This window comes from Franzmannia qiaohouensis, from assembly GCF_031451695.1.
In the GTDB taxonomy this organism is placed as follows: Bacteria; Pseudomonadota; Gammaproteobacteria; order Pseudomonadales; family Halomonadaceae; genus Franzmannia; species Franzmannia qiaohouensis.
Genome location: NZ_JARWAM010000002.1, coordinates 410,624 through 436,790, shown reverse-complemented (window position 1 = coordinate 436,790; position 26,167 = coordinate 410,624). Strand labels below are relative to the sequence as shown.

Here is a 26,167-nt window from a genome sequence, read left to right as displayed (position 1 = left end):
CTTTGGTCGGTAAAGCAGGGAGGGTACCGGCGCTGGCCCTCCTGCTTCTACCGGGTGGTCCAAAGTGCTGCGGTTATTCTATGAATCTAGGGTCGAACAGCTGCTTCTCGCTATCCAGGCCGGTTTCACCGGTGGTGATGTAGCGGTCGGCCACCCGTACGGCTTCTTCGGCGAAGATCGCCACGGGCTGTAGCACGGTATAGGCCATGTCGCCGGCCTTGACGGCATCCACTGCGTCCGGCGAACCGTCGAAGCCACCCACCACGACATCATCCAAGCGATCCGCTGACTTCAGTGCGGCGATGGCGCCCAGGGCCATTTCATCGTTACCGCTGATCACGCCCTGAATGTCGGGGTTGGCCTGAAGCATGTTCTGCATCCTGTTGTAGCCCTGGGTGCGGTCCCAGTTGGCTACGTCTTCTCCGACCTTGGTCAGGTCAGGATACTGGCTGAGCACGGTTTCATAGCCATTGGACCGGGTCGCGGCGTTGTTGTCGGACGGGGCGCCCTTGAGCTCCACATAGCGTGCGCCGTCGCCGATGCTTTCGATCCACTGCTGAGCACCGAGGGCTGCGCCCTGGGCGTTGTTGGAGACGAACTGGGCCTTGGCCAGCCCTTGCTGGTTGATCTCGGCGTTGACGATGAACACCGGGATGCCGGCATCCACGGCCCTGCGGACGGCGCCGATGGAGCCGTCGGCATTGGCCGGGTCGAGGATGATGGCCTTGGCCTGGTTGGTAATGGCGGTGTCGACCTGGTTGCTTTCGGTGTTGGTGTCGCCCACATGGGAGCTGACATTGGCCCTATACCCCAGCTCCTCGGCGGTGGTCCTTGCCACTTCGCCCTCGGTGAACCAGTAGGGGTTGGAGGCGTCGTTGACGATGATCGATATCAGGCCCTCGTCCTGGGCGGTGGCGCTGCCTGCCATCAAGGGCGCGACGATGGCGAAGGCGGCGGCGAGCAGAGGTTTTCTTGTATTGAACATGGCGATACACCTTATTGGTTTGTGATTGTGATACCGGTGGATCCGGCTGGGTGATCCCGGACGGTGACGTTCAACTGGGATTGGTCACCGCCTGAGGGGAAGCGGAAGGCGAGGGCGCTTGTTTCGTCTTGCGCCCGCTGTATTGGATGCTGTTGAGCAGCACGGCGAGCACGATGACGGTGCCGGTGAAGACGGTCTGCCAGTAGGCCGAGACGCCAATGATCACCAAGCCGTCGGAGAGAAAGCCGATGACGAAGGCGCCGAGCAGGGTGCCGCGCACGTTGCCACGTCCGCCGGTCAGGGCAGCGCCGCCGATGACGACGCCTGCAATGGCGGTCAGCTCATAGGTGGTGCCGGCAGTGGGACCGGCGGAGGTCAGTTGAGAGGAGAGCACCAGTCCGGCGAGCGCAGCGCAGACACCGGACAGCACGTACACCGCGACCTTGACTCGCTTGACCGGCACCCCGGAGAGCTCTGCGGCCCGGTCATTGCCACCGGTGGAGTAGACCCAGCGCCCGAAGGGGGTGCGATTGAGGGCCAGCATGCACAGGATGGCCACGGCGGCGAGTACCAGCACGCCCATGGGAATGCCGAACAGGCGATTGAAACCCAGCCACTCGAAGCCGGTATTGCCCAGGGCAGGATCTCCGCCCAGGTTGTTGTAGGTGAGGCCGTCGGTCATCAGCAGGGCGACGCCACGGGCGACATAGAGCATGCCAAGGGTGGCGACGAAGGCCGGTACCTTGAAGAACGCGACCAGCACGCCGTTGACCGCACCGATAAAGGCGCCAAGCGCGCAGGTCAGGATGATGACCACCCAGACTGGCGGATAGACCACTACGCCGAAGACTTCGAAGGACACCCCTTGCATGAGGAAGCCCGCGAATACGCCGGCGAGCCCGAGGGTCGAGCCCACGGAGAGGTCGATGCCGCCGGTCAGGATGACCAGCAACATGCCGATGGAGAGCAGGCCGAAGATGGCCACATGGGAAGACATCGTCAGTAAGTTGCTGGTCGTGAAGTAGACCGGCGACAGCAGCGAAAAAATGACGATGATGGCGATCAGGGCGAAGAAAGCACGGCCTTCGAGGAGCAGTCGCCCTAGATCGAGTCCTTGGCTTGGCTGGTGTGCGGTCGAGTTGTTGTTGGACATGGGTCATGCACTCCGTTGAATGGGGTCAGGCGGCCGCGGCTTCACCGGACGCGGCCATGATCTGTTCCTTGGTGACGTCGGCGCCGAATTCGGCCACCAGGCGGCCGCGGCTCATCACCAGGACGCGGTGGGCGATGCTCAGGCATTCGCCGACCTCGGAGGTGGAATAGAGCACGGCGAGGCTGTGGCGCTGGGCGTTATCCGCCAGCAGTTTGAAGACCTCGGCTTTGGCACCGATATCGATGCCGCGGCTGGGTTCGTCGAGCATCACCACCTTGGGGTGGGTGGCCATCATCTTGCCGATCACGACCTTCTGCTGGTTGCCACCGGACAAGGAGCCGATCTCGGCATCGCCGCCATCGGTCTTGATGTGAACGCTACGAATGGAGTCTTCGATGACCTGCGCTTCCCGGCTCGTGGAGGTGAACAAGCCGCGGGTAAAGGCGCCGATGCTGGCCAGGGACAGGTTCTGGCCTACCGGCATGGTTTGGACGAGGCCATCGCGCTGGCGGTCTTCTGGGACCAGCACCAGGCCCTGCTCGATACGCTGGGCGATGCTCGAGCGGGAGACCTCCTGACCCTCCAGGAAAATCTGACCACCATCGATGGGCAGGCGGCCCGCCGCGCATTCGAGCAGCTCGGTGCGCCCGGCTCCCATCAGGCCATAGATGCAGACGATCTCTCCGGCGCGCACCTCCAGCGATAGATGGTCGACGAGGTAGCGCTCGGCGATGGTGGGGTCGGGAACGCATACTTGCTGTAGCGACAGGGCCACCTCACCCAGGGCGTAGCCCCCGGGGGGCGAGCCGAGGTCGAAGCCCTCGCCGACCATATGGCGCACGATCCACTCCAGGTCGATGTCCTGGCGTGGGGCATAGGCCGTCATGCTGCCGTCACGTAGCACCACGGCGTGATCGGTGATCTGCAGGGCCTCTTCCAGGTGGTGAGAGATATAGACGATGGACACGCCGCGTCGCTTGAGATCGTTGATCACCCGAAACAGCACTTCCACTTCCGAGGCGCTCAGGGCCGAGGTCGGCTCGTCCATGATCAGGATGCGCGACTGGGTGGATAGCGCCCGGGCGATCTCGACGATCTGCTGCTGACCCAGACGCAAGTCCTCCACCGGGGTCAGTGGGTCGATGGGCTCGTCGAGATCCTCCATCAGCAGGCGGGTCTGGCGCTCTTCCTCGGCGAAGTCGACCCCCATGGCACCCACCAACTCGCGGCCCATGAAGATGTTGTCGCGTACATTCAGGTTGGGTGCCAGGCTGAGTTCCTGGTGGATGATGGAAATGCCACGGTGCTGGGCCTCCGTGGTCGAGGCGAAGTGCACCGGATCCCCCTCCAGCAGGATCTCCCCTGAGCTGGGTTGGATCACCCCGGAGAGGATCTTCATCAGGGTCGACTTGCCGGCGCCGTTTTCTCCGAATAGCGTGGTGACCTGGCCACGATGGATATCGAAGTTGACCGTTTTCAGGGCGTGAACATTGCCGAAGGACTTGGCGATCTGGCGTGCCGAGAGGATGGCCTCTCCGATCTGGCCTTCATCGGTGCAAGATCGGGTTGCGACCCCTTGTGATTGGTCTGTGGACATGGGGTTCTCCTTTATTGCACCTGTAAGCTGACGGGGGTCACCAGCCAGTTGTCGGGGTTGATCAGCTTGAACACACCGGTGGCGGTCACCCGCTCGCCGGAGAGGGCGCTGGTGTCTATCTCATCGAGTACCTGTCTCTTCATCTCGTCGTTGATGGCGGCGCCGGCGTCCTGATATTCGATCTGGTTGGTGAACTGGCCGAATTCGATGGTGCCGGTGGCGTCGCGCAGGTCGGTGCCGTTGATGGCGGGGCCGGTTTGAAGGCGGATCGTCAGTGAGTCCGGCAGCTCCGCCACCTGGATCTCATAGATGCCATTGCGGCCCTCGCCGACGACGCCACTGAAGGTGATCGGTAGGATGGGGCCGATACTGGTGGCGACGCCGTAGCGCTCTCCGGCGGCCTGTGGGTCGGTGTCCAGTTCGGCGATCAAGGTGGCAGGCTCAATGGCGCGAGCCTCGACGTCTTCCCTAACCAGCGGGAACTGCTCGGCACCGTAGCGCTCTGCCGAGAAACCTGTCTCCTCTTGCGAGCCTATCGGTATGATCTTGGTATCCAACGCCATGGTGCCGATGAGCACGCTGGCGACGACGACTCCGATATACCGGCGTTTTTTTGCTGGTGCCGGACTGATACTGGCGTATGTGCTCATGATGCTTTGACCTCTGTTGTTATATGTCTGAGCGAGTGGGTGTTAGGCACTGTCCGAAAACTGGCTGCGCTCGGCCATACGGCGTTAAAAATCGGCTCAAAGTACTCATTTACACCCCGTAAACTCCGTCTTTTCGCAGATTTTTTCCTTGTCTGGCCTTCGCTCGCCGACTTTTCAGACAGCGCCTAGGGATTAGGTCAACATGATGTTTGCTCCACGGAGATGGGGGGTTCGCTTGCCTTGAAGCGTGTCGCGAGCACGCGGCTGGCGATATCGATCAGCCCCTCGGGTTGCCAAGCGCTGCGCCCGATGAACAAGCCGCAGATTTCCGGTATCGCGGCCAGTTCCTCGCAGTTGCCGGGATTGACGCTACCGCCGTAGAGCACGGTCAGGGGCGCCCCCTGGGAGTTGGTCGGCAGGGCCTGGTGGATTTGACGATGCATCCAGGCGGCGTACTCGGCACTGGCGGGGGTGCCTTGCTCGCCAATGGCCCATACCGGTTCGTAGGCGATCAATACTCGGTCAAGATCGCTTTCCGCGACCCCGGCCAGGGCCATGCGACATTGGCGAATCACCGTCTCGGCGGCGGCGCCCAGGGTCTTTTCTTCGGCGGTTTCGCCGACGCATAGCAATGGCGTCAAGCCATGTGCCAAGGCGGCATGGACCTTGCGGTTGAGGTCGGCGTCGTTTTCGGCGAAATAGGTGCGCCGCTCGCTATGGCCCAGCTCGACGATGCTGGCGCCGCAGTCACTGACCATGGCCGGTGATACCTCCCCGGTGAAGGCGCCGCTATCGGCCCAATGCATGTTCTGGGCGCCGACCCGGATCGAGGTGGCGGTCAGGTCGCGGCTCACTTGCGCCAGGGCCGTGAAGGGGGGAATCACGAACCCTTGCAGGCGTGGATCGTCTAGAATCCTGGCCCGGACCAGTTCTGCGGAGTAGGAAGCGGCGTCACCCAGCGTCTTGTTCATCTTCCAACTGGTGCCGACCCAGAAGGGTGTCGTTGTCATTGGTCGTCTCCGGTGTTTATGGGCCGAGCGTCAGGCCGTACTCCTCAATCCACCCAAGGGAGTCGAGGGTCGAGTTGCGGGGGCTGTATTCCAGTGACACCAGCTTGTCGAACCCCAGGCGCTGGAGTTCGGCGAACAGGTGACGGTAGTTGATCTCTCCGCTACCTGGCTCGTGACGCCCAGGGTTGTCGGCCAGTTGAATGAAACCGATGCGATCCTGATGTCGGCGCAGCGTCTCGGTCAGTTCCCCTTCGGAGCGCTGCATTTGATAGACGTCGTGCTGAATCATCAGGTTGGGATGCGCGACTGCATCGAGCAGGTCGAGTGCCTGGGAGGTGTTGACCACGGGGTAGCCGGGGTGGGTAATGGGATTCAGCGGCTCGACCAGCAATAGGAGGCCGGCGTCCTGCGTCGCCTGAGCGGCATGCCGCAGGTTATCGACTAGCGTCTGGTGTTGTACGGCGGGTGGCGTCTTGGCGTCGGGGTAGCCGAGAGGGCAGTTGAGTTGCTGGCAGCCCAGGCGCTGTGCGGTCGCGATGGTCTGCGCCACGCCACGTCGAAACTCGTCCTGCCTCTCGGGCAGGACGGCGATGCCGCGCTCGCCGGCGTCCCAGTCGCCGCCGGGCAGGTTGAAGTGGACGATCCGCACGCCTGCGGCGTCAGCGGCTGCGCGCACGGCATCGATGTCTTCGCAGAAGGGGTAAGGGTTGTGGAACTCCACATAGCGGAACCCGGCTTCACGAGCCAGGGCGAAGCGTTCGAGAAAACGCACCTCGGTGAACATGAAGGTGAGATTGGCGGCGAACTTGAGCATGGCGGCCTCCATAAGGGGCCCTGTATGGGCGTTGATGGCGTTGACGCGCTATCTATGATTCACTAACGTTACTTTTAACAGTCAATGAACAAAATTTCAAAGCGACAAAAGAATACAGGACGCAAAAACGTGAAACCGAGACCTGAGAGTCATAGCGAAGCCGACCTGGCACTGCGCGCCGCCTGGCTGTCCTACGTCGGTGGCTATACCCAGGCGGATATTGCCAATCGCCTCGGGGTATCGCGGATGAAGGTTCACCGGCTGGTGGCCATGGCTCACGACATGGGGGCGGTGACCGTCTTCATCGAAGGCTCGCCCGAGGACTTGCTTCGCCTCGAAGACGGGCTCAAGGAGAGGTCAGGACTCGAGACCTGCATCGTGGTCCCGGCGCTGCCGGCCGAGGCCAAGAACCCTCAGACCAATCTGGGGCGTGCCGCCGCTCACTATCTCAAGTCACGGCTCGACTCCGGAGACGTCGAGGTGCTGGGGCTGGGGTGGGGGCGCAGTCTATCGGAAATGGTCAACTGCTTGCCGGTGATGGACTGCTCCTCGGTACGCATGGTGCCGGTACTCGGCAGCGTGGTGCGCAAGATGTCGCTCAATCCCTATGACGTCATTCATCGCCTGGTCGATAAGACCGGGGGCGAGGGCTATCTACTGCCGGTGCCGCTTTTCGCCGACACCGCCGAGCATCGCGATGTATTGATGGCCCAGCGCAGTGTTCAGGACGTCATCGGCATCGCCGTAGAGGCCGATCTGACCATGGTGGGATTGGGGGCAGTACCCGATATGGGCCATTCGCTGCTGATGGAGCTGGGCGAGATCGACCAGCACGATGCCGCAAGCCTGCGTGAGGCTGGAGCCGTGGCCGAGATTCTGGGCCAGTTCCTCGATGCCCGTGGTGAGCTCGTGGAGAGCCCCACCAATGAGCGCGCCCTGGGGCTGTCGCTTGCGCAGTTGAGGAACCACCACATCGTGGCAGTGGCCTGTGGCGAAGAGAAGGCTGAGGCCATCACCGCAGTGCTCAAGGCGGGACTGCTCAAGGGGTTGATTACCGATGAGGTGGTCGCTCGCCGGATTCTGGAGGCAGCAGACTGAACTCACTGTACTGCTCCGCCAGACGATAAAAACAACATGGAGAACGCCAATGCCAACAACTGCTTCGGGGACCCCGTTCCCCAGCCCTCCATCGGAGGATGCCGGTGAGGTGATCATCGGCCTGGATGCCGGGACTTCCGTGATCAAGGCGGTGGCCTTCGATCGCCAGGGCCGGGAGCTGGCCAAGACCCACTGTGGTAATCGTTTGAGGCAGCGTGCAGATGGCGGTGTCGAGCAGGGGTTGGAGGAGACCTGGGACGCGGCCGTAACGACGCTGACGAGCCTGGTCACCGCATACCCCGAACTGGCACCCCGGATCGCAGCGATTGCCGTCACCGGTCAGGGGGATGGGACCTGGATCATTGACGCCGATGGCCATCCGGTGGGCGATGCCCTGCTGTGGCTCGATAACCGCTCCAGCGAGATCGTCTCCCACTGGCGCGCCACCCGTACTGGCCCCGAAACATACCGGTGTACCGGCACCGGGCTCAATCAGTCAGTTCAGAGCGGGCAGCTGGCCTGGCTAGAAGCCAATCAGCCGGAACGCCTGGCCCGGGCGGCCACGATCTTTCACTGCAAGGATTGGCTCTATTTCCGCTTGACCGGTGAGCGAGCCACGGATCCGGCCGAGGCGCTGTGGACCTATGGCGATTATCGCACTGGCGACTATTCGGAAGAGGTGCTGGAGCACTTTGGTTTGGGCCGTTATCGAGGTCTACTGCCGCCCATCGTCGACGGCAGCCGTGAATACGCGCCGCTCGCTGGCGAAGTTGCGCGCGCCATCGGCATTGCGCCTGGAACGCCAGTGGTGCTGGCGCCGGTGGACATGCTCGCCACCGCCCTGGGGGCCGGTGTCTATGAGCCGGGCAAGCGGGTGGCCTGCAGTATCATCGGCACTACCGGTGCCCATCTGTGTGCACGTGAAGACGTGCGCGACATCGTGCTCAGTAATCAGTCCTGCTACACCATGCCCTGCGTGGCCCCGGGTACCTGGGTGCAGCTGTGCTCCAACATGGCAGCGACGCTCAATCTGGAGTGGTTCCTCAAGGGTTTGAATCAGCTGCTTACTACCTTGGGGGAAGCGCCGCTCGACCCGGACGACCTGTTGCCACGCCTGGACACGGCGCTGGCCAAGACTGAGCCCGGACGGGTCATCTATCACCCTTTCATCTGTACCAATGGTGAGCGCGGCCCTTTCTTCAACCCCCGTGCCCGCGCCCAGTTCCTCGGGCTCAGCAGCGATACCCACCAGCTGCATATGGTGCGAGCCATCTATGAAGGCGTCGCGTTCGCTGCCCGGGATTGTTACCACGCCCTGGAAGCCCATCCGGAAGAGCTGCGCCTGACTGGCGGTGCGGCTCGATCGCGCACTATGTGCAGCATCCTCGCGTCGGTCATGGGCGTGCCGGTACGTACGCTGACTCGGGAGGAGACCGGAGCCGCTGGGGCGGCCATGGTGGCCAGCCTGTGCCTCGGTCATCAGCGTGATCTGGCCGAGGCTTGTGGCACCTGGGTGACGCCTTTCCTCGCCGAGGAGAGGGTAATGCCCGATCCCGATCTGCAGAACCTCTACGAGCGGTTGTTCGGTGTCTATCGCCGCTCCTATGCCAATGCCGATGGCTTCTGGCGCCACTTCGAGCGCGTCACAGCCGAATTCTGATCCCGGCGTGCCCGGAAAGGAGATATGTGGATGAGCGAGCAAGAACCTCACTATGACCTGTTGGTGATCGGCGGCGGTATCAATGGTGCCGGCTTCGCTCAGGATGCGGCGGGCCGTGGCCTGTCCGTGGCGCTATGTGAAAAGGACGATCTGGCTCAGGGCACATCATCGCGCAGCGGTAAGCTGGTACATGGTGGGTTGCGCTATCTGGAGTACTACGAATTCCGCCTGGTGCGCGAGGCACTGCGCGAGCGCAGCGTGCTGTTGAAGAAGGCGCCGCATATCATCTGGCCGATGCGTTTTGTTCTGCCGCACAGCCCTGAGCAGCGTCCTGCCTGGCTGATCCGTGCGGGATTGTTCCTGTACGACCACTTGGGGGGCAAGGATGACCTGCTGCCCGGCAGTCGCAGCCTGGACATGCTGCGCTGCCCGGAAGGGCAGGCGATCAAGGATGAATTTCCCAAGGGCTTCGAGTATGCCGACTGTTGGGTCGATGATGCCCGTCTGGTGATACTCAATGCGTTGGATGCCCAGCGCCTCGGCGCCAAGGTCTATACCCGCACGGCGTGTACCTCCGCGATGCGCCACGGGGGTCATTGGCAGGTCGAGCTAACGCGTCGCAGCGCTCACGGCGATGGCGACGAGGTCATCCGACTGCGCGCCAGGGCGATCGTCAATGCCGCCGGGCCTTGGGTGGGGGAGGTGCTCACGGGAGCCTTTCAACAACAGAGCAAGGATAGGGTCAAGCTGGTCAAGGGCAGCCATATCGTGCTGCCCAAGCGCTACACGACGGCCAACTCCTATCTGCTGCAGAACGACGACAAGCGGGTGATCTTCGTCAACCCTTACGAGGACGACAAGTTGTTGGTGGGCACCACCGATATCGTCTATGAAGGAGCGCCGGACGACGTCGCCGTCGATCAAAGTGAGATCGACTACCTGTTAGGAGTGGTCAATCGCTATTTCGTCACTCCCTATACCCAGGATGACATCCTGACGAGCTTTTCCGGCATTCGCCCGTTGTTCGATGATGCTCAGGAGAACCCGTCGGCGGTGACCCGGGACTATGTCTTCGATGTCTCCGACGACAATGGCCAGACGCCCTTGCTGTCGGTATTCGGCGGCAAGATCACCACCTACCGCAAGCTGGCCGAACATGGCCTGGAAAAGCTCAAGTCCTATTTCCCCCACATGGGCGGCTCATGGAACACCTCGGTACCGCTACCCGGCGGCGATATCCCCGGTGCGGATTTCGATGCCTTTCTGCTAGGCCTCGAGCGGAATTATCCCTGGTTGGAACAGGCAACGCTCAGGCGTTATGCACGGCTCTATGGCACCCTGACTCGCCAGATATTGGGTAATGCGCAGAACTATGCGGGCCTAGGCGAGCATTTCGGGGCGGACCTCTACGCCTGCGAGGTGGAGTATATCATCGAACGGGAGTGGGCGTGCTGTGCCGAGGATATTCTCGAGCGGCGCACCAAGCTTGGGCTGGTAATGAGTGATGATGACGCCAGACGCTTGGAAACGTGGATGGTCGAGCGTATGGCGGTGTGGCAAGCAACGGCCAGGATGCAAGAGATGCCCCAGCCGTAGCGTCTCCTGACGCGTCGAACATCATGGCGCTCCTGGGGAGCGCCATGGCAACGGCATCAGTCCGCGTACAACTTGCGCACCTCGCGGTGGTTCTCCAGGGTCATGGCACAGGCGTTGGCTGCTTCGCGCCCTTTTTCCACGAAGTGCTTGTGGAAGAAATCGCTATGCGTGGCATGTTCGTGGAAGTGGTGTGGAGTCAGCACCACGGAGAGCACTGGCACTTCGGTGTCCAGCTGGACCCGCATCATGCCGTCGATCACTGCCTGGGCGACGAAGTCGTGACGATAGATACCGCCGTCGACCACCAAGCCGGCACCCACGATGGCGGCATAGCGGCCACTATTGGCCAGCAGCTTGGCCTGTAGCGGGATCTCATAGGCGCCGGCGACGCTGAAGACGTCGACTCGAGCGGCCTCAATGCCATGCTGCTCGGCGAGAGTGGTAATGAAGGCTTCGCGGGCTTGACCGACGATCTCGCTATGCCAGCTGGCCTGGATAAAGGCAATACGGGGGGAATGATTCATCTTGGGCTGATTCATGGTCTTCCTCGAAAAAGTTACCAGAATCAGGGCATGCGGAACCCATGCCGAGACGTCGAGGCACGCGGCGCTGGCCGCGAGTACACGTCGATCCCGTCTAAGGTGCCGTTCTCTTCCATCCGGACTATCACCGTCGGCTTCGGAGTCTCACCGAATCTGCTGACCCCGATAGTGGCGGTGTGCCGCCGATACCGGGCGCTCGCGGGCTTGAGCCGCTCTCACAAGGAGCGCTTTCACCGCCGGTGGGGACTTTCACCCCGCCCTGAGAACAGTGGCCATGTCATGGCCGGGAACTATTTTATATGCCCCCTTAGCGGGCGCCAAGGTGATGCATGAAATAAACTGGCACGAGCGCGAGGGCGTGCCATTTGGTTATGCTCTCCCAGTATTACTTTATCTCCCTAACGCTATGTTGATACTCCCGAGGTGTCATCCCCTTGAGTGTACGGAAATGCCGATTGAAATTAGACAGATTATTGAATCCGACCATAAAGCATATCTCTGCAATAGAGTGATCGCTCTCTACCAGAAGTCGGCAGGCATGAATGATTCGAATGCGTCGAACAAAGGCCACAAAGGTATCGCCAGTGGCGTTCTTGAAGAACCTCGAAAAAGATGAAGGCGTCATGCCGAAAGAGGAGGCAAGACTCGACATCTTCAGCTCTTCATTGAAATGGTTGTGTATGTGGCAAAGTGCCGCATCGACCATTTCCGTCGCCGCTCCTTGTTCTGTTGCATCATACTCTGGGCTGGCTAATAATATGTACTGGCTTCGCGACAGGCGGCGTAGAATCGTCAGCATGGTCAGCAGCCTAGCTGAATCGTCATATCCCTCCATTTCGATCAGCATACGGGCACATTCTTCGCTCTCTTGTCCGCAGAACTCGACACCACGCGAGGCATCTTTCAGAAGTGGTATCAGGCAGCGAAGTTCGGGACATAAAGCTACCATGTTCTCAATCCACCCACCGCTGAACTGTAGAACAACGTCACGCCCTTCTATCAACTCCCAGTCATGCTCGATGTCGCTATACCAAGCATGGGGAACGTTGGGGCCTATCAGTACCAAGTTTCCAGCTTGGAAGCGTCCCATATAATCGCCAACGAAGTAATTTCCACATGATTCTCTAATGAGGTGAAGCTCGTATTCAGGATGATAATTCCACCTGGCTATTTCATGAGGAAAGTCATGGCAGTGCCAATAGAAACTACATTTAGGGTCAACGCAAATAGACTCATATATGGGCTCTCCTAAGCCAATATCGCACGACTGGAAAGTGTTCATGAATGAATCCTCATTTCGTTATGGTCAGGGTGTCGCTATATGGGGATGGCCATGCTCGACGGCCGGGTTTCGACCAAATCGTCATGCGCGCTGTTGTGCCACTATGTTGCGTACCCCACCTAACCCTATCTAATTTGGGTGATTCCTCCGCCTTTTTCCCGTAAGACTTTGGTCAAATTTATTGCGGCAGTATCGTCAGTAGGGGGACAGGGGGGGACTGTTTTCCCTCTTTAATTCATTGGGTTACGTGCATGAGGGCGTGCTGTGAAAAAAACTATCAGTTAACTGGGAATTTCTGGCTAGCTCTGTTTTTGCCACTGGGCGTAGCGTTTCCATCAATGGCAACTGACTGTGGCAATCGTAATACTGACAGGGGGCACCGTGGAAGCGAAAGCACTAGTACTGGAGCAGCGCCGTGAGCTGTCGCTGAGGAGTATCGATCTACCTGACAGGCCTGGCCCAGATGATGTCAAGATTCGCATTCACACGGTGGGTATTTGTGGTAGCGATGTCCACTATTATAAGCATGGCCGTATTGGCCCATTCGTGGTCGAGGAACCCATGGTGCTTGGCCACGAGGCTTCCGGTACGGTAATAGAGGTCGGTAGCAGCGTGCGCCACCTGAAAGTGGGTGACCGAGTCTGCATGGAGCCGGGTATCCCCAACCTGGCTTCGCGGGCCAGCAAACTGGGTGTCTATAATGTCGACCCCGAGGTTCGCTTCTGGGCCACGCCTCCGGTACATGGCTGTCTGACACCGGAAATCATTCATCCCGCAGCCTTTACCTATATTCTCCCGGAGAGTGTGTCATTTGCCGAGGGAGCCATGATCGAACCCTTTGCTATTGGCATGCAGGCTGTGGTCAAGGCAGATATGCGTCCAGGTGACCTGTGTGTGGTGACTGGTGCTGGGCCTATTGGCCTGATGGTGGCTTTGGCTGCCCTAGCCAATGGCGCCAGCGAAGTCTTGATCTCGGACATCGTTGATGAAAAGCTGGCGATCGCCGAGCGGTATGATGGCCTCACGCCAGTCAACGTTCTCCGCGAATCTCTGCGCGAAGCGCTCGACCAACGTTGCGGGGGCGACTGGGGAGCCGATGTCGTATTCGAAGCTAGTGGTGCACCACGCGTCTATGACGATATTACTTCCTACTCACGTCCTGCCGGTACGTTAGTCTTGGTGGGTATGCCGATAGAGCCCGTCCATCTTGATATTGTCTCGGCACAAGCAAAGGAACTGCGTATCGACACGGTCTTTCGTTACGCTAACGTTTATGATCGGGCCATTGCGTTAGTTGCATCCGGTAAAGTCGATCTGACACCACTGATCACCGATACGCTTGCATTTTCCCAAAGCATTGAGGCCTTTGAGAGAGCTGCCAAAGCTTTGCCTGGTGATATTAAACTTCATGTCACACTTTGCTCATGAGCAAAAGGTGACTGTTTGATGCTATTTAACTATAGGTGGATGACAGTTGTTGTCACTCCAAGGCTTAAGGGGGAGGCTCGTAATGAACAACAATCTACTCCTGGAGGCTTCTAATATAACCAAGAGCTTTTCCGGGGTTCCGGTCCTTGAGAATGGTGTGTTGCGGCTTAGGTCCGGGAGTGTTCATGCCTTGTGTGGGGGCAATGGCGCGGGGAAGTCGACGCTTCTCAATATCTTGATGGGCGTGCTGCCTAGGGATAGTGGAAGTATCAAGATCGCAGGGCAAGATGTACACTTCTCCTCTCCTAAGGATGCTATAGAGATCGGTATTTCCATGATTAGTCAGGAGTTGGAGCCGGTTCCAGAGTTGACTGTGGCTGAAAATATTTTTCTAGGGCGGGAGCCGAAAAAAGCTGGATTTATCGTCGACTATCGGCGCATGTTCGAGCAAGCTAGGGGTGTCTTGGATGAGCTTAATATTCAGATAGCACCCACGGTAAAACTGGCTAGCCTCAGCATTGCCGAGATGCAGATGGTAGAGATTGCAAAGGCAATCTCTCAAAATGCCAGAATCATCATCATGGATGAGCCGACCTCGGCTATTGGTGAGCGGGAAACAGAGCTCCTCTTTGAAGCGGTACACAAGCTTAAGAGTCGCGGCGCTGGAATCATATATGTTTCTCACCGTATGAACGAGCTGTTTAGAATCGCTGATGACTACACCATCATGCGTGATGGGTCCTTCGTCGGTACCGGTAGTATGGGGGATATAGATCGTAAGTATCTGATCGACACCATCCTCGGTAAAGAGCTCCAGGAGGAATTCTCGAAATTCAATGTGCCCGGAGAACGAGAGATCTTGAGAGTGGAGAACTACACTCGACGTGGAGAATTTAAAGACATTAGCTTATCGCTTAAGGAGGGCGAGATACTTGGTATCTTTGGTTTGATGGGGTCTGGTCGCAGCGAATTCCTTAATACCCTTTTCGGTATCAACGCTCCCCACGATGGTGAGGCGTGGGTCGACGGAGTCACGTTCACGCCAAGAGGTCCTCGAGATGCGATGGATGCTGGAATGGCTTACGTCACTGAAGACCGTAAGGGCAGTGGTTTGCTGGTAGGTTCCTCTATTCGCCACAACATCTCCATGGCTTCGGTAAGAAAGGTCTCAAAGCTTGGCTTGGTTTCAAGTCGAAAAGAAGCGAGAGTGGCTAGGTTTCATGTTGAGAATCACCAGATAAAGTCTAGCTCTATCGAGATGGAAGTTCGCCATATGAGTGGAGGGAATCAGCAAAAGGTAGTGCTGGCCAAGTGGCTGCAAACCGATCCCAATATTCTGATGCTTGATGAGCCTACCCGCGGTATAGACGTTGGTGCCAAGCGGGAGATGTACCGTTTTATGTCTGAATTTTCACGCAATGGGAAGGGCGTTATTATGACCTCCTCGGAAATTCCAGAAATCCTTGGGATGAGTGATCGGGTCATCGTATTTAGAAAGGGGAGGCTTGCAGGTGAACTGTCCGGCAGTGATCTCAACCAGGATAATTTGGCAAGGCTGTCCTCATAATAACCTAAATTAAGAACCCTAAGGTGATGTTATGTCTCAACAGGCACTAGCCAAAGATAAGGGCGCAGAAGAGTCAGCTAAGAATGGTGGGACTTCGAGACGGTTCTCGGACTTCATGGTGAGCTACGGTATCATCATTGCTTTTTTATTCATCTGTGCCGTTCTTTCAGTTGTCTCCCCCTATTTTCTTAGCACGAACAACTTGCTCAATGTGCTACGCCAAGTATCCATCAATGGTGTGCTAGCTATCGGAATGACATTTGTCATTCTGACGAGGGGAATAGACCTGTCGGTGGGGTCTCTGATGGCATGTTCCTCCATTGTTGCTGCCAGTTTTGCGGCGGGCAGCGAAGCCTCCTTCATTCTGGTGCCCATTATGATGGGCCTGATGACTGGCTTAACGCTTGGAGCGGTAAACGGGTTGTTGATCGCCCGTTTTGCTATACCGCCCTTCGTTATGACTCTAGGTATGCTCAGCATGGCGCGTGGGCTAACGTATATCTATAACGACGGCATGCCTATCTCGAACTTGGATGCGACCTTCCGATTCATCGGCCAGGGGGTCGTGCTAGGCATGCCGGTTCCGGTCCTGCTGTTTCTTGGAGTGTTCCTGATCTCCTGGTTCACTCTGCGTTACACCACTTTTGGTCGCTATGTCTATGCCGTGGGGGGTAACCCACAGGCAGCGATGGTATCTGGCATTAATGTGCGTCGCGTCACCTTTACTGTCTATGCCATATCTGGAGTGCTGTGTGGCTTGGCAGGCTTGATGATTGCAGCCCGCACTGGCGCAGCGCTCCCACAGGCAGGTGTGGCTTATGAGCTTGATGCCATTGCCGCTGTGGTCATCGGGGGAACCAGTTTGGCAGGGGGGCGTGGGCGTATCGTTGGAACACTATTTGGTGTCCTGATCATTGGAGTACTAAATAACGGACTTGATCTACTAGGGGTCTCATCTTTCTACCAGCAGGTCGTTAAAGGGGGAATTATCGTATTGGCCGTCATGTTAGACAGGTCACGATTATCCAGCAATTGAAGTATCGGTGATCAATAAAATCTATATACCAACAGCCAAGAGGCCAGTCTCATGAAAAATATAAAAATCGCCGCCGTCGGCAGCATCACTGCTAGCCTACTGATCGGTTCATTTGCGGCTGCGGATGAACCAATACGAGTCGGTGCCGCCACGTATGGACTGCAGGGTGAGTTCATGCAGCTGTGGAGTAATGCCCTGCAGCGACATCCAGCGGTAGAGAGCGGACAGGTGGAAGTTACGGTATTCGATGGACGCTACGATGCACTTGTACAAAACAATCAGTTTGAAAGCATGATCTCTCGGCAATATGATGCGATTCTCTTCGTTCCTATCGATGCCGATGCCTGCGTATCTGCGGTCGCCATGGCGGCTAGTGCGGGTATTCCAGTGGTTGGCTCCAATGCCTTATGTAATACCGACCAGCTGGCTGCCTACGTCGGTTCTGACGATGTGTTGGCTGGGGAAATGCTGGCGAACAGCGTACTCACTCAGCTTGACTATCAAGGCAATGTTGTAATTCTGGAAGGTCCGATTGGACAAACCGGCCAGATAGATCGTGGCCGTGGCATCGATAAGGTGCTATCAGAGCACCCGGAGGTCAGTGTACTCGAGCGACGTACTGCCAACTGGTCACGCGCTGAAGCCATGGCACTGATGGAGAATTGGCTCACATCACACCGCGGTCAAATTCAAGGGGTCATTGCTCAGAATGACGAGATGGCGATTGGGGCAATCGAAGCTATCATCGCTTCGGGGCTGAGTGTCAATGACTTTGCCATTGCCGGGGCAGATGGTATTACCGACGCCCTCACTGCCGTCAAGGAAGGCCATATGGAGTCTATACTTCAGGATGCTGATGCCCAGGCCCAGGGGGGCCTCGATGTTGCGCTGCGATTGGTAAAGGGTGATAGCTACCAGCCTTTGTCATCTATTTGGGATGAGTACTCCGAACTGGAGTGGAACGGTGGTCAGAGCGAACTTTACTATGTGCCTTGGACGCCTGTCACTCTCGATAATGTAGAACAACTCCTGGAGAAGCGTGCCCGCTAAGCTTTGCTTCTCGTCGGTATGTGAGGGAACACTCTGCTTGCGGAGCGTAGATATTCGGTTGGTAACAAGACAACGCCAGTGAGTCGAAAGGGCATGACCGTAAGGTCGTGCTCTTTTTATACTGCCCGAACTTACCGGAAACTAGTCGCAGTAGCTTGCTGGACAACCCGCAGGCTGCGAGGCTTTGTACGAAAATCCTGCGAGCTCAGGCAGTCTTCATATCGAGCCTAGTGACAGGTGAAGCCCCCATCGACCGGCAGGCAGGCGCCGCTGATCATCGATGCGGCTGGGCTCAGCAGGAAGGCCACCGGCAGGGCGACTTCCCGGGGGGTGGCGAAGCGTCCCAGGGGAATGGCGGCCAGCATCGGGTCGCGTTTGGCGGGATCCGCCCAGGCGCGTTCAGCCATGGGAGTCAGGGTCACCGTCGGGTTGACGCTATTGACGCGGATGCCCTTGGGGCCCAGCTCGAGGCACAGCACGCGCGTCATGGCATCCATGGCCGCCTTGGACGCGCAATAACCGAGGTGGCCGGGTAGAGCGGCCATGGCTGCTTGGCTGGAGACGTTGACGATGCTGCCCTGGCGGCCGTGCGCGATCATGTGTCGGGCCGCTTCTCGTGCCACTACGGCACTGGCGGTGACGTTGGTGGCCATGATGTTCTCGAGGTCATTCGCCTGGATGTCCAAGACATCGTCGAGGATCGAGATGCCGGCACAATTGACCAGGCCATCGAGGACGGGCATCTCGACGAAGGCCGCGACAACCGCGGCCTCATCGGTGATGTCGACGGCCTGGGTGCGCGCCTCCAGCTCTTGCTCGAGTTCGGCGAGCTGGTCGCGGTTGCGGCCGAACAGCACCAGCTCGGCACCGAGTTCGGCGAGAGACCGGGCGATATCGAGCCCGATGCCGCTGGTCGCCCCCGTGACGAGGATGCGTCGGTTGTGGAGTTCGAAATTCATGATGTGGCGTCACTCGCTCGGTATATGGTTGGCATTGAGCCGATGCATGATCGGCTTGAGCGTCGGGTATAGCTGGCAATACAGGGTGAAGCGTTGGTCGTAACGTCGTGCCGCGTCTTCAGACGGCACGCAGCGCTCAATCAGGGTGCCATGCGCCAGGGGCTGGGCTAGATCGAGAAGGCCGGCGGCCTGCCCGGCGAGTAGGCCGGCCCCCAGAGCCGCCTCTACGTTCTCGCGGTAGGTGTAGACCGGCATCCGGGTCACGTCGGCGATGATCTGCATCCACAGATCTGACTGGGTGGCACCGCCGACCACGATGAGATGGTCGTCCAGTGTCACGCCCTGTTGGGTGCCCGCCTCCATGTTGTGTCGGAGAGCGAAGGTGACGCCTTCCAGCACGGCGCGATACAGGTGATGGCGACGGTGATAGAGGCTGAGGCCGATGAAGCTGGCGCTGGCTTTGGCGTCCCATACCGGGCTGCGCTCACCCATCAGGTAGGGCAGGAAAAGCAGGCCATCGGCCCCCGGTGGCAGTTCGCGGGCCGCCGGTTCCAGCTGTTCGAAAGCGCTGCCATGCTCGCCAGCGGCCGCTTTGTCCTCGCCGCAGAAGGTATCGACATACCAGCTGACCGAGGCGCCCGCGGTCAGGGCGCCGCCAAAGGTATAAAGATCGCGGTCGCTGTTCAGCACATGCGGCATGCTGACCAACCCCTTTCCGGCATCGACGCGCTGGTTGATGACCCCCCAGCACATGCTGGTGCCGATCATGGCGACGTGATTGCCGGGACGGGTCGCCCCTGCTGCTAGCGTGGCCATTGCGGCATCGACGCCACCGGCGACCACGGGCGTACCGCTGCGCAGGCCGAGTGACGCGGCCACAGACGGGAGCAGGCCGCCGACGACTGCCCCTGAGTCCACCAGCCGATCCGGGAGCTTGTCATGGTCGAGCCCCAGGGCGTCGATCATGTCTGTCGACCAGGTGCGTGCTGCCAGGTCGTAGATGCCGCCGATGTTGCCCGCTGAGCAGTGGTCGATGGCGATCTCGCCGCTCAGGCGATAGTTGATGTAGCTATTGGGTGGCAGCAAGTAACGGGTGCGTTCCCAGACGTCAGGCTGCTCAGCTTTGAGCCACATCATCTTGGTGAAGCCGTAGTAGCTGTCCACGCCGTTGCCGGTGATGTCACCCAGACGAGCCAGGTCGATATGCGCTTTCACCCATTGGACCTGAGCCTCGGCCCGACGGTCCATCCAGATCAGGCAAGGGTGCAGGGGGGTTATTTCGGCGTCGACTGGTATGCCCGAGCCGCCGTAGAGGCTACTGACGCACACTCCTTTGACGTCCTGGGGGTCGATGCCAGGAGCTTCCAGGCAGGCGCTAAGGCAGCCGAGTACAGCGTCCCACCACACATCCGGCCACTGCTCGGCCCAGAGGGGGCGCGGGGTGTCGACCTGGTAGCCCTGGCTATGTTCGGCCAGGATCCGACCCTGGGCATCGATCACCAGGGCCTTGGTACTCTGGGTGCCTATATCGATACCGATGACGGTTTCCATACGGTTCTCCTCTTGTCGGCGCTGGGTTAACCCGCGCCGAAGCGCTTGCCGGGGCTCAGGGGGTGCGCTTGCGGCTGATATAGATCGCCAGCAGGATAATCAGGCCCTTGATGACGTTCTGGAGGTAGGGCGATACGCCCATCAGATTGAGGCCGTTGTTGAGTACGCCGAGCAACAGGGCGCCAATCAGCGTGCCGAGAATCATGCCGCGCCCACCGGTAATGGCGGCGCCGCCCAGTACCACGGCGGCGATGGCATCGAGCTCGAAGCCGACCCCTGCATTGGGTTGGCCGCTCATCAACCGTGAGGTCAGGATCAACCCGGCAATGGCCGCAGTCGTACCACTAAGCGTATAAACCAGCAGTTTATAGCGCGAGACGCGGATGCCGGACAGCCGGGTCGCCTCCTCGTTGCCGCCGATGGCATACAGGTAGCGGCCTGTGGCCGTATGGTGAAGCAGCACAAAGCCGAGTGCGTAGACGCTGATCATGATCAGGATCGGCGTTTCGATGCCGGCCAGGCTGCCGCGCCCGAAGAAGGCAAACTCCGGGGGCAGGCCGGAAATCGGGTAGCCACCTGTGTATATCAGCCCGAGCCCGCGGGCGATGCCCATGGTGGCCAGGGTGACGATGATGGGTGGCATGCCGGCAAATGCGATGAAAACGCCATTAAAGGCCCCGAAGCCGGCACCTACCAACACGCCTAGCAGGATGGCCAGCGATGGAGGGACCCCGGCCACCATCAGCCCCGCCATGACGGTACCCGACAGGGCCATGACCGGGCCCACCGAGAGGTCGATGCCGCCGGTGAGGATGGCCAGGCTCATCCCCACTGCGATGATGGCGATGATCGAGGTCTGGCGTGCCAGATTGACCTGGTTGCTTGCGGTCAAAAAGTTGTCGTTGATGACCGCCATGGCAATGAAGACGACGATGAAACCGATCAACGGGTAGAAGATCGGGGTACGGCGCCAGCTGGCCAGTCGCATCTTGAGGGACTGACGGTTCATGCCTGGCGTTGAGTCGAGCTGGCTCATGAGCTGAGTCCCCCCGTGGCGTGATGCATGATGGATTGTGAATTGAGCTCGTCGCCTTGCAGTTCGGCGGCAATGCGGCCTTGGTAAAAGACCGCCGCGCGATCGCATAGGCCAAGGATTTCTGGGAGTTCGGACGAGATCATGATGATCGATACGCCTCGGGCGGTGAGCTCCTTCATCAGGGCGTAGATCTCTGACTTGGCGCCAACGTCAATGCCGCGGGTGGGCTCATCGAAGATCAGCACCTTGCACTGGTGGCCAAGCCAACGGGCGATGACAACCTTCTGCTGGTTGCCGCCGCTGAGGTCGCCGACAGGCGTCTCGGGGCTGGGGGCCTTGACCCGGACCGAGCCCATCAAACCGGCGGCAGTACTGGCCTCCTGGCGGCGCTTGATCAGCGGCAAGGCACCCTGGAATTGCGCCAGGTTGTTCAGTGAGATGTTGTCTCGACACGAGAACGGCAGGATCAGCCCCTGGACCTTGCGGCTTTCCGGCAACAGGCCGATACCCTGCTTCAGGGCGGTAGCAGGGTGGCGGAGCTTGGCCGGCTTGCCCTCCATACTCACCTTGGCATGCACGGGGCGCGTCGCACCGATGAGCCCCATGGCCAGTTCCGTGCGACCAGACCCCACCAGGCCGGCAAAACCGAGGATTTCGCCGCGGTGGAGCTTCAGTGAGTGCTCGGGGCCATTGGCCTCGAGGCGCAGGGCCTCAATGTCCAGTACCACATCGTTGTAATCGGCATCGCAACGGTGGTCGGGGAAGAGGTTCTCGACGCGGCGCCCGACCATTTTCTCGATCAGGTCATCGGGGGTGGTCGAGGCGACATCGCAGTCGTCGACCTTCTCACCGTCACGCATCACGCTGACACGATCACAGATGGTGAATATCTCTTCCATGTGGTGGGAGATGAATACCATGCCGACCTGCTGCTCGCGCAGCTTGCGCATGATGGTGAACAGGTGATCGGCTTCGCTTGGCGTCAGGGTTGCGGTTGGCTCGTCGAGGACCAGAATGCGCGCCTTCAGCGACAGGGCCTTGGCAATCTCGATGAACTGCTGGTCGGCGACACTTAAATCGACGATGGGACGATCCAGTGGGATCGAGACCTTGAGGCGGTCGAACAGGTGCTGTGCCTCGGCGATCATGCTGCGCCGGTCACGCAGGCCGAACTTGTTGCGCAATTCTCGGCCAAGGAAAATATTATCCACGGCGTCCAGATCGGGAATCAGGCTGAATTCCTGGAAGATGATGCCGATTCCCGCATCGAGAGCATCCTGGTAACCATGGAAATGGCGTGCCTCGCCGTTGATGTGGATCTCACCCTCGTCCTGTTGGTAAATGCCGCAGAGGATCTTCATCAGTGTCGACTTGCCGGCGCCGTTTTCGCCGAGCAACGCGTGCACTTCACCCGCGTGGACATCGAGCGATACATCCTTGAGGGCCCTCACTCCGGGAAACGATTTCGAGATATGTTTCAGGGAAAGTAATGGCGTCATGGGGATACCCTGGTGTGCCGCCCGTATGGGCGGCGCACGTCGTCATCGTCTGTGGGAGGGGTTACCAGCTGAAATCGGCTGCCCTGTCGCGGTCGATCAGTTGTACGTCGATGGGGATTTCCGCCGGGGCAGTTTCGGCACCCCAATGCTTGGCCAGCGCCAGGCCAAGCCCCACGCGCACCATGTCAGCGGGGTATTGCGCTGAGGTGGCGATGAACGGCGAATCGGCTTTCTGGATCTCCGCAACGGCCTCGGGATGACCGTCGACGCTGACCAGCTTGATGTCCTGGCCACTGGCCTCGATGGCGATTAGGGCGCCCAGGGAGCCGATATCGTTGACGCTGAAGAGACCATCGAGATCCGGGTTGGCCTGGATGATGTTCTCGGTCACCGTCATCGCATGGGTGCGCTCCTGACGGCCATTCTGCGTGGTGACGATCTCGATGCCATCGTACTGGTTAAGTGCGTCGGTGCAGCCTTCGATACGTTGCAGGATCGGCACGACCGGAATGCCATCCAGCAGGGCTATCTGACCTTCACCGCCGAGTTGTTCGGCCATGTACTCGCAGGCGAGGTAGCCAGCATCATAGTTTTTTGAACCCACGAAACCATCTACGGGCCCTTCGGCCTGGGCATCGATCGCCACCGTGGTAACGCCGGCCTCTTGGGCAGACAACACCGCTGTTTCGACCCCGACGGAGTCGGCAGGGTTGAGCAGCAGAATGTCGATGCCTCGCTGAATCATGTCCTCGACGTCGCTGACCTGCTTGGAGACATCGTGGCGGGCATCGGTGACGATCACTTCAGCGCCCAGGCTGCTGGCGGCGGTCTCGAGCGCCTCCTGCATGGTAACGAAGTACTCGTTGTTGAGCTCCTGAAAGGACATGCCGATGGTCAGAGTGTGCTCGTCGGCCGCTGCGGTACCAGTAACCAGGGCAGCCCCGCAGGCGGTTATAAGAGCGGCTTGGCGAACGTGCGGTGCGATGTTGCTGATCTTCATGGTTGGCTCCAGGCTTTGTTCTTGTCCGGCTTTAGCGCTTACCGGTTTTAGCGTTGATTGATATTGACATTGCCATTAATGTTAACGTCAACATTTTGAAGGCTAGAAGGCTCCGAGTGACAAATCAATAGAACTGCGACCAATGTCTAGTTACTCTCTCTGTCTTTGCCAGCGTTCCTTCTTCTCCTGACGACTTACATATCGAAATTGCTGGGCAGGACGACCATATCGCGAATCGTGACATTGCGAGGGCGAGTCAGGATATACATGATCGCATCGGACACGTCCGTAGGTTCGATGATGCTGCCGGACTCCTTAGCCTTGCGGAGGTTTTCCTCTGGCCAGTCGGCAAGCAAGGCGCTGTTGACCGGGCCGGGCGAGACCGACGCGACGCGGATGCCATGTTTAAATACCTGGCGGCGTACTGTCTGGACGAAGCTGGTCATGGCCCATTTGGAGGAGGCGTAGACAGGCTCCCAAGGGACGGGGAAATGTCCGGCCACCGAGCTCGTCACAATGATGTCGCCGGTTCCGCGCTCGATCATGTGCGGCAGGATGTTATGGACATTCTTCATCACGACGCTGACGTTCAGGCTTACCATCCGGTCGATGGCGTCTGGATCGGCGTCGAGCAGGTCACCACCGATGTAGCTTCCGGCATTGGCGTGGAAAATATCGAGCTGTCCTGCCTTTTCCAGGGTTTGTGAGAGAAGTGTTGCACAGGCCCGTGGGTCGAGCAGGTCGATGACCAGGGGAATCGCCGCATCGCCAAGCTCCTCGCAGATCGATTTCAGAGCGGCCTCATCGCGGTCTATAAGTACGACGCGAGCGCCTGATGAGATCATTGCTTTTACCGTGGCCAGCCCGATCCCCGATGCTGCGCCGGTGACGGCTGCCACCTTGCCTGTTAAATCATTGGGCATAACATGTTCTCCTTAAATAACGACTGGGATTTAGCGATTCGACGTTTTCTTCAGATGTCGGAGGCTGTGTGTCGCTGCTGGCATCTTCGAAATGTTAACGTCAACATTTTTGAAGGCTAGCTCCCAGCTAAGGACAAATCAATGAGGGCTAGACCAATGTCTAGTAAGAGGGTTGAGGCGGGTTAATATCGATTGCCGCGCTAGGCGCATGAGCGAGCGCTCAAGCCCAGTGGACAGGGACGCATGGCCGGCGTCTCTTAGCCGACTTACCCTAAAGTATAAGCCCCACGGCTTTGCTTTTTTTGGGAGCGTGGACGATCATTTGATCGATCAATGATCAATTTGATCAAAATGACTTGAGCAGAACAACAATGCCAAGCGTTACCAAGGAGCACTCCATGAAACTCTCCCACGCCTTGCCGTTGGCGACTCTGGCGGTGGCGGTCTCGGCCGCGGCTCACGCCCAGGAAATTACCGTCGCCACGGTCAACAACAATGACATGGTGATCATGCAGAGCCTGACCGACGAGTTCGAGCAGGCGCATCCCGGCATCACCCTTAACTGGGTGGTGCTCGAGGAGAACGTGCTGCGCCAGCGCCTGACCACCGATATTGCCACCGGCGGCGGCCAGTTCGACGTCATGACCATCGGCACCTACGAGGCTCCGATCTGGGCCGAGCGCGGCTGGCTGGTGCCGCTCGATGACCTGCCCGAGGAGTATCAGGTCGACGATCTGCTGCGCCCGGTGCGCGACGGCTTGAGCCACGACGGCACCCTGCATGCGCTGCCGTTCTATGGCGAGAGCTCGATGCTCTACTACCGCACCGACCTGTTCGAAGAGCATGGCATCGAGATGCCTGACCAGCCGAGCTGGGACGAGGTCTACGAGTGGGCAGGACAGATCCACGATCCCGACAATCGACTCTACGGCATCTGTCTGCGCGGCAAGCCGGGCTGGGGCGAGAACATGGCTTTCGTCTCGACCCTGGTCAACACCTTCGGCGGTCGCTGGTTCGACGAGGACTGGAACCCCGAGATCAACTCCCCCGAGTGGCAGGAAGCGATCAGCTTCTACGTCGACCTGATGAACAGCTATGGTCCGCCGGGGGCCAGTTCCAACGGCTTCAATGAGAACCAGGCGTTGTTCTCCAGCGGTCGCTGCGGCATGTGGATCGACGCCACCTCGGCGGCGGGCCGTATCTATGATCCGCGCGAGTCTGACGTCGCCGAGGTGCTGGGCTTCTCTCAGGCGCCGGTGGCTGAAACGCCGAAGGGCTCGCACTGGCTGTGGTCCTGGGCGCTGGCGATTCCGGCCTCTTCGGAAGAGCAGGATGCCGCCAAGCAGTTCGTGACCTGGGCCACCTCCCAGGAGTACATCGAGCTGGTTGGCGAGACCGAAGGCTGGACCAGTGTACCGCCAGGCACCCGTGCCTCGACCTATGAGGACGAGCGCTATATCGAGGCGGCGCCGTTTGCCAGCTTCGTGCTCGAGGCGATGCAGAACGCCGACCCCACCGATTCGACGCTCAAGCCGTCACCCTACACCGGGGTCCAGTTCGTCGGCATTCCCGAGTTCCAGGCCATCGGTACCCAGGTCGGCCAGTCGATCGCCGCGGCACTCACCGGTCAGATGCCGGTCGAGCAGGCCCTGGAGTCGGCACAGCGCAGCGCCGAGCGCGCCATGCGTCAGGCAGGCTACTACGACTGATCGTCTGTCCTGAGTCGGCCGG

General features: G+C 59.3%; 22 protein-coding genes and 1 riboswitch. Of the genes, 8 read left to right on the top strand and 14 right to left on the bottom strand.

The window, feature by feature from the left end; all coding sequences use genetic code 11:
- Window positions 1-73 precede the first annotated feature (73 nt).
- The 6 genes from QC821_RS04160 to QC821_RS04135 form a co-directional block, all read right to left on the bottom strand.
- The gene (locus QC821_RS04160) at window positions 74-985 is read right to left on the bottom strand and encodes a D-ribose ABC transporter substrate-binding protein (RefSeq protein WP_309717377.1); all 912 of its coding nucleotides are present in this window, start codon (window positions 983-985) and stop codon (window positions 74-76) included.
- Between the two features lie 70 nt (window positions 986-1,055).
- Complete coding sequence (locus tag QC821_RS04155) at window positions 1,056-2,138, bottom strand: ABC transporter permease (protein WP_309717375.1); 1,083 nt, start codon at window positions 2,136-2,138, stop codon at window positions 1,056-1,058.
- 25 nt (window positions 2,139-2,163) lie between these two features.
- A complete protein-coding gene (locus QC821_RS04150; protein WP_309717372.1) occupies window positions 2,164-3,735 on the bottom strand; it encodes a sugar ABC transporter ATP-binding protein in 1,572 nt (523 codons plus the stop codon).
- Between the two features lie 11 nt (window positions 3,736-3,746).
- Entirely contained in the window at window positions 3,747-4,385 is a 639-nt protein-coding gene (locus QC821_RS04145; protein ID WP_309717370.1) for a DUF2291 family protein, read from the bottom strand.
- A 197-nt stretch (window positions 4,386-4,582) separates the two neighbouring features.
- Window positions 4,583-5,395, bottom strand: coding sequence for a triose-phosphate isomerase (locus QC821_RS04140; protein ID WP_309717368.1), 813 nt, complete (start codon window positions 5,393-5,395; stop codon window positions 4,583-4,585).
- 16 nt (window positions 5,396-5,411) lie between these two features.
- Window positions 5,412-6,209 carry a hydroxypyruvate isomerase family protein gene (locus QC821_RS04135; protein ID WP_309717366.1) on the bottom strand — a complete coding sequence of 266 codons (798 nt, stop codon included), beginning with the start codon at window positions 6,207-6,209 and terminating at the stop codon, window positions 5,412-5,414.
- 129 nt (window positions 6,210-6,338) lie between these two features.
- Here QC821_RS04135 and QC821_RS04130 point away from each other — a divergent pair, with 129 nt between their 5' ends.
- Genes QC821_RS04130 through QC821_RS04120 form a run of 3 tightly spaced genes read left to right on the top strand, consistent with a single transcriptional unit; the run spans window position 6,339 to window position 10,563 of the window.
- Window positions 6,339-7,307 carry a sugar-binding transcriptional regulator gene (locus QC821_RS04130; RefSeq protein WP_309717364.1) on the top strand — a complete coding sequence of 323 codons (969 nt, stop codon included), beginning with the start codon at window positions 6,339-6,341 and terminating at the stop codon, window positions 7,305-7,307.
- Between the two features lie 49 nt (window positions 7,308-7,356).
- Window positions 7,357-8,967 carry an FGGY-family carbohydrate kinase gene (locus tag QC821_RS04125; RefSeq protein ID WP_309717363.1) on the top strand — a complete coding sequence of 537 codons (1,611 nt, stop codon included), beginning with the start codon at window positions 7,357-7,359 and terminating at the stop codon, window positions 8,965-8,967.
- 30 nt (window positions 8,968-8,997) lie between these two features.
- Window positions 8,998-10,563, top strand: coding sequence for a glycerol-3-phosphate dehydrogenase (locus QC821_RS04120; RefSeq protein WP_309717361.1), 1,566 nt, complete (start codon window positions 8,998-9,000; stop codon window positions 10,561-10,563).
- 56 nt (window positions 10,564-10,619) lie between these two features.
- Here the strand turns inward: QC821_RS04120 and QC821_RS04115 are convergent, their stop codons facing one another.
- A complete protein-coding gene (locus tag QC821_RS04115; protein ID WP_309717358.1) occupies window positions 10,620-11,102 on the bottom strand; it encodes a 6,7-dimethyl-8-ribityllumazine synthase in 483 nt (160 codons plus the stop codon).
- A gap of 103 nt (window positions 11,103-11,205) precedes the next feature.
- Window positions 11,206-11,376, bottom strand: a riboswitch (FMN riboswitch).
- A 114-nt stretch (window positions 11,377-11,490) separates the two neighbouring features.
- Window positions 11,491-12,387: an AraC family transcriptional regulator gene (locus tag QC821_RS04110; protein WP_309717355.1), complete on the bottom strand. Its 897-nt coding sequence runs from the start codon at window positions 12,385-12,387 to the stop codon at window positions 11,491-11,493.
- 381 nt (window positions 12,388-12,768) lie between these two features.
- On the opposite strand from QC821_RS04110, the gene QC821_RS04105 reads away from it, so the two are divergent.
- The 4 genes from QC821_RS04105 to QC821_RS04090 all read left to right on the top strand — a co-directional run bounded on the left by QC821_RS04105 (window position 12,769) and on the right by QC821_RS04090 (window position 17,468).
- Window positions 12,769-13,815: an NAD(P)-dependent alcohol dehydrogenase gene (locus QC821_RS04105; RefSeq protein WP_309717352.1), complete on the top strand. Its 1,047-nt coding sequence runs from the start codon at window positions 12,769-12,771 to the stop codon at window positions 13,813-13,815.
- 82 nt (window positions 13,816-13,897) lie between these two features.
- A complete protein-coding gene (locus QC821_RS04100) occupies window positions 13,898-15,382 on the top strand; it encodes a sugar ABC transporter ATP-binding protein (RefSeq protein ID WP_309717350.1) in 1,485 nt (494 codons plus the stop codon).
- Window positions 15,383-15,413: 31 nt separating this feature from the next.
- Window positions 15,414-16,418 carry an ABC transporter permease gene (locus QC821_RS04095; RefSeq protein WP_309717347.1) on the top strand — a complete coding sequence of 335 codons (1,005 nt, stop codon included), beginning with the start codon at window positions 15,414-15,416 and terminating at the stop codon, window positions 16,416-16,418.
- A 51-nt stretch (window positions 16,419-16,469) separates the two neighbouring features.
- Window positions 16,470-17,468, top strand: a complete 999-nt coding sequence (locus QC821_RS04090; RefSeq protein WP_309717344.1) for a substrate-binding domain-containing protein — start codon at window positions 16,470-16,472, stop codon at window positions 17,466-17,468.
- A gap of 227 nt (window positions 17,469-17,695) precedes the next feature.
- Here QC821_RS04090 and QC821_RS04085 read toward each other — a convergent pair whose 3' ends face one another.
- The 6 genes from QC821_RS04085 to QC821_RS04060 all read right to left on the bottom strand — a co-directional run bounded on the left by QC821_RS04085 (window position 17,696) and on the right by QC821_RS04060 (window position 24,436).
- On the bottom strand, window positions 17,696-18,427 hold the full coding sequence (locus QC821_RS04085) for an SDR family oxidoreductase (protein ID WP_309717342.1): 732 nt from the start codon (window positions 18,425-18,427) through the stop codon (window positions 17,696-17,698).
- A gap of 9 nt (window positions 18,428-18,436) precedes the next feature.
- Entirely contained in the window at window positions 18,437-19,978 is a 1,542-nt protein-coding gene (locus tag QC821_RS04080; RefSeq protein WP_309717339.1) for an FGGY-family carbohydrate kinase, read from the bottom strand.
- A 55-nt stretch (window positions 19,979-20,033) separates the two neighbouring features.
- Window positions 20,034-21,014: an ABC transporter permease gene (locus tag QC821_RS04075; RefSeq protein ID WP_309717336.1), complete on the bottom strand. Its 981-nt coding sequence runs from the start codon at window positions 21,012-21,014 to the stop codon at window positions 20,034-20,036.
- On the bottom strand, window positions 21,011-22,513 hold the full coding sequence (locus tag QC821_RS04070) for a sugar ABC transporter ATP-binding protein (protein WP_309717332.1): 1,503 nt from the start codon (window positions 22,511-22,513) through the stop codon (window positions 21,011-21,013). The genes QC821_RS04075 and QC821_RS04070 overlap by 4 nt, the downstream gene beginning before the upstream one ends.
- Window positions 22,514-22,574: 61 nt before the next feature.
- Window positions 22,575-23,513 carry an ABC transporter substrate-binding protein gene (locus QC821_RS04065; RefSeq protein WP_309717330.1) on the bottom strand — a complete coding sequence of 313 codons (939 nt, stop codon included), beginning with the start codon at window positions 23,511-23,513 and terminating at the stop codon, window positions 22,575-22,577.
- A 194-nt stretch (window positions 23,514-23,707) separates the two neighbouring features.
- Window positions 23,708-24,436, bottom strand: coding sequence for an SDR family oxidoreductase (locus QC821_RS04060; RefSeq protein WP_095621181.1), 729 nt, complete (start codon window positions 24,434-24,436; stop codon window positions 23,708-23,710).
- Between the two features lie 398 nt (window positions 24,437-24,834).
- Here QC821_RS04060 and QC821_RS04055 point away from each other — a divergent pair, with 398 nt between their 5' ends.
- Window positions 24,835-26,145, top strand: a complete 1,311-nt coding sequence (locus QC821_RS04055) for an ABC transporter substrate-binding protein (protein WP_309717325.1) — start codon at window positions 24,835-24,837, stop codon at window positions 26,143-26,145.
- Window positions 26,146-26,167 lie beyond the last annotated feature (22 nt).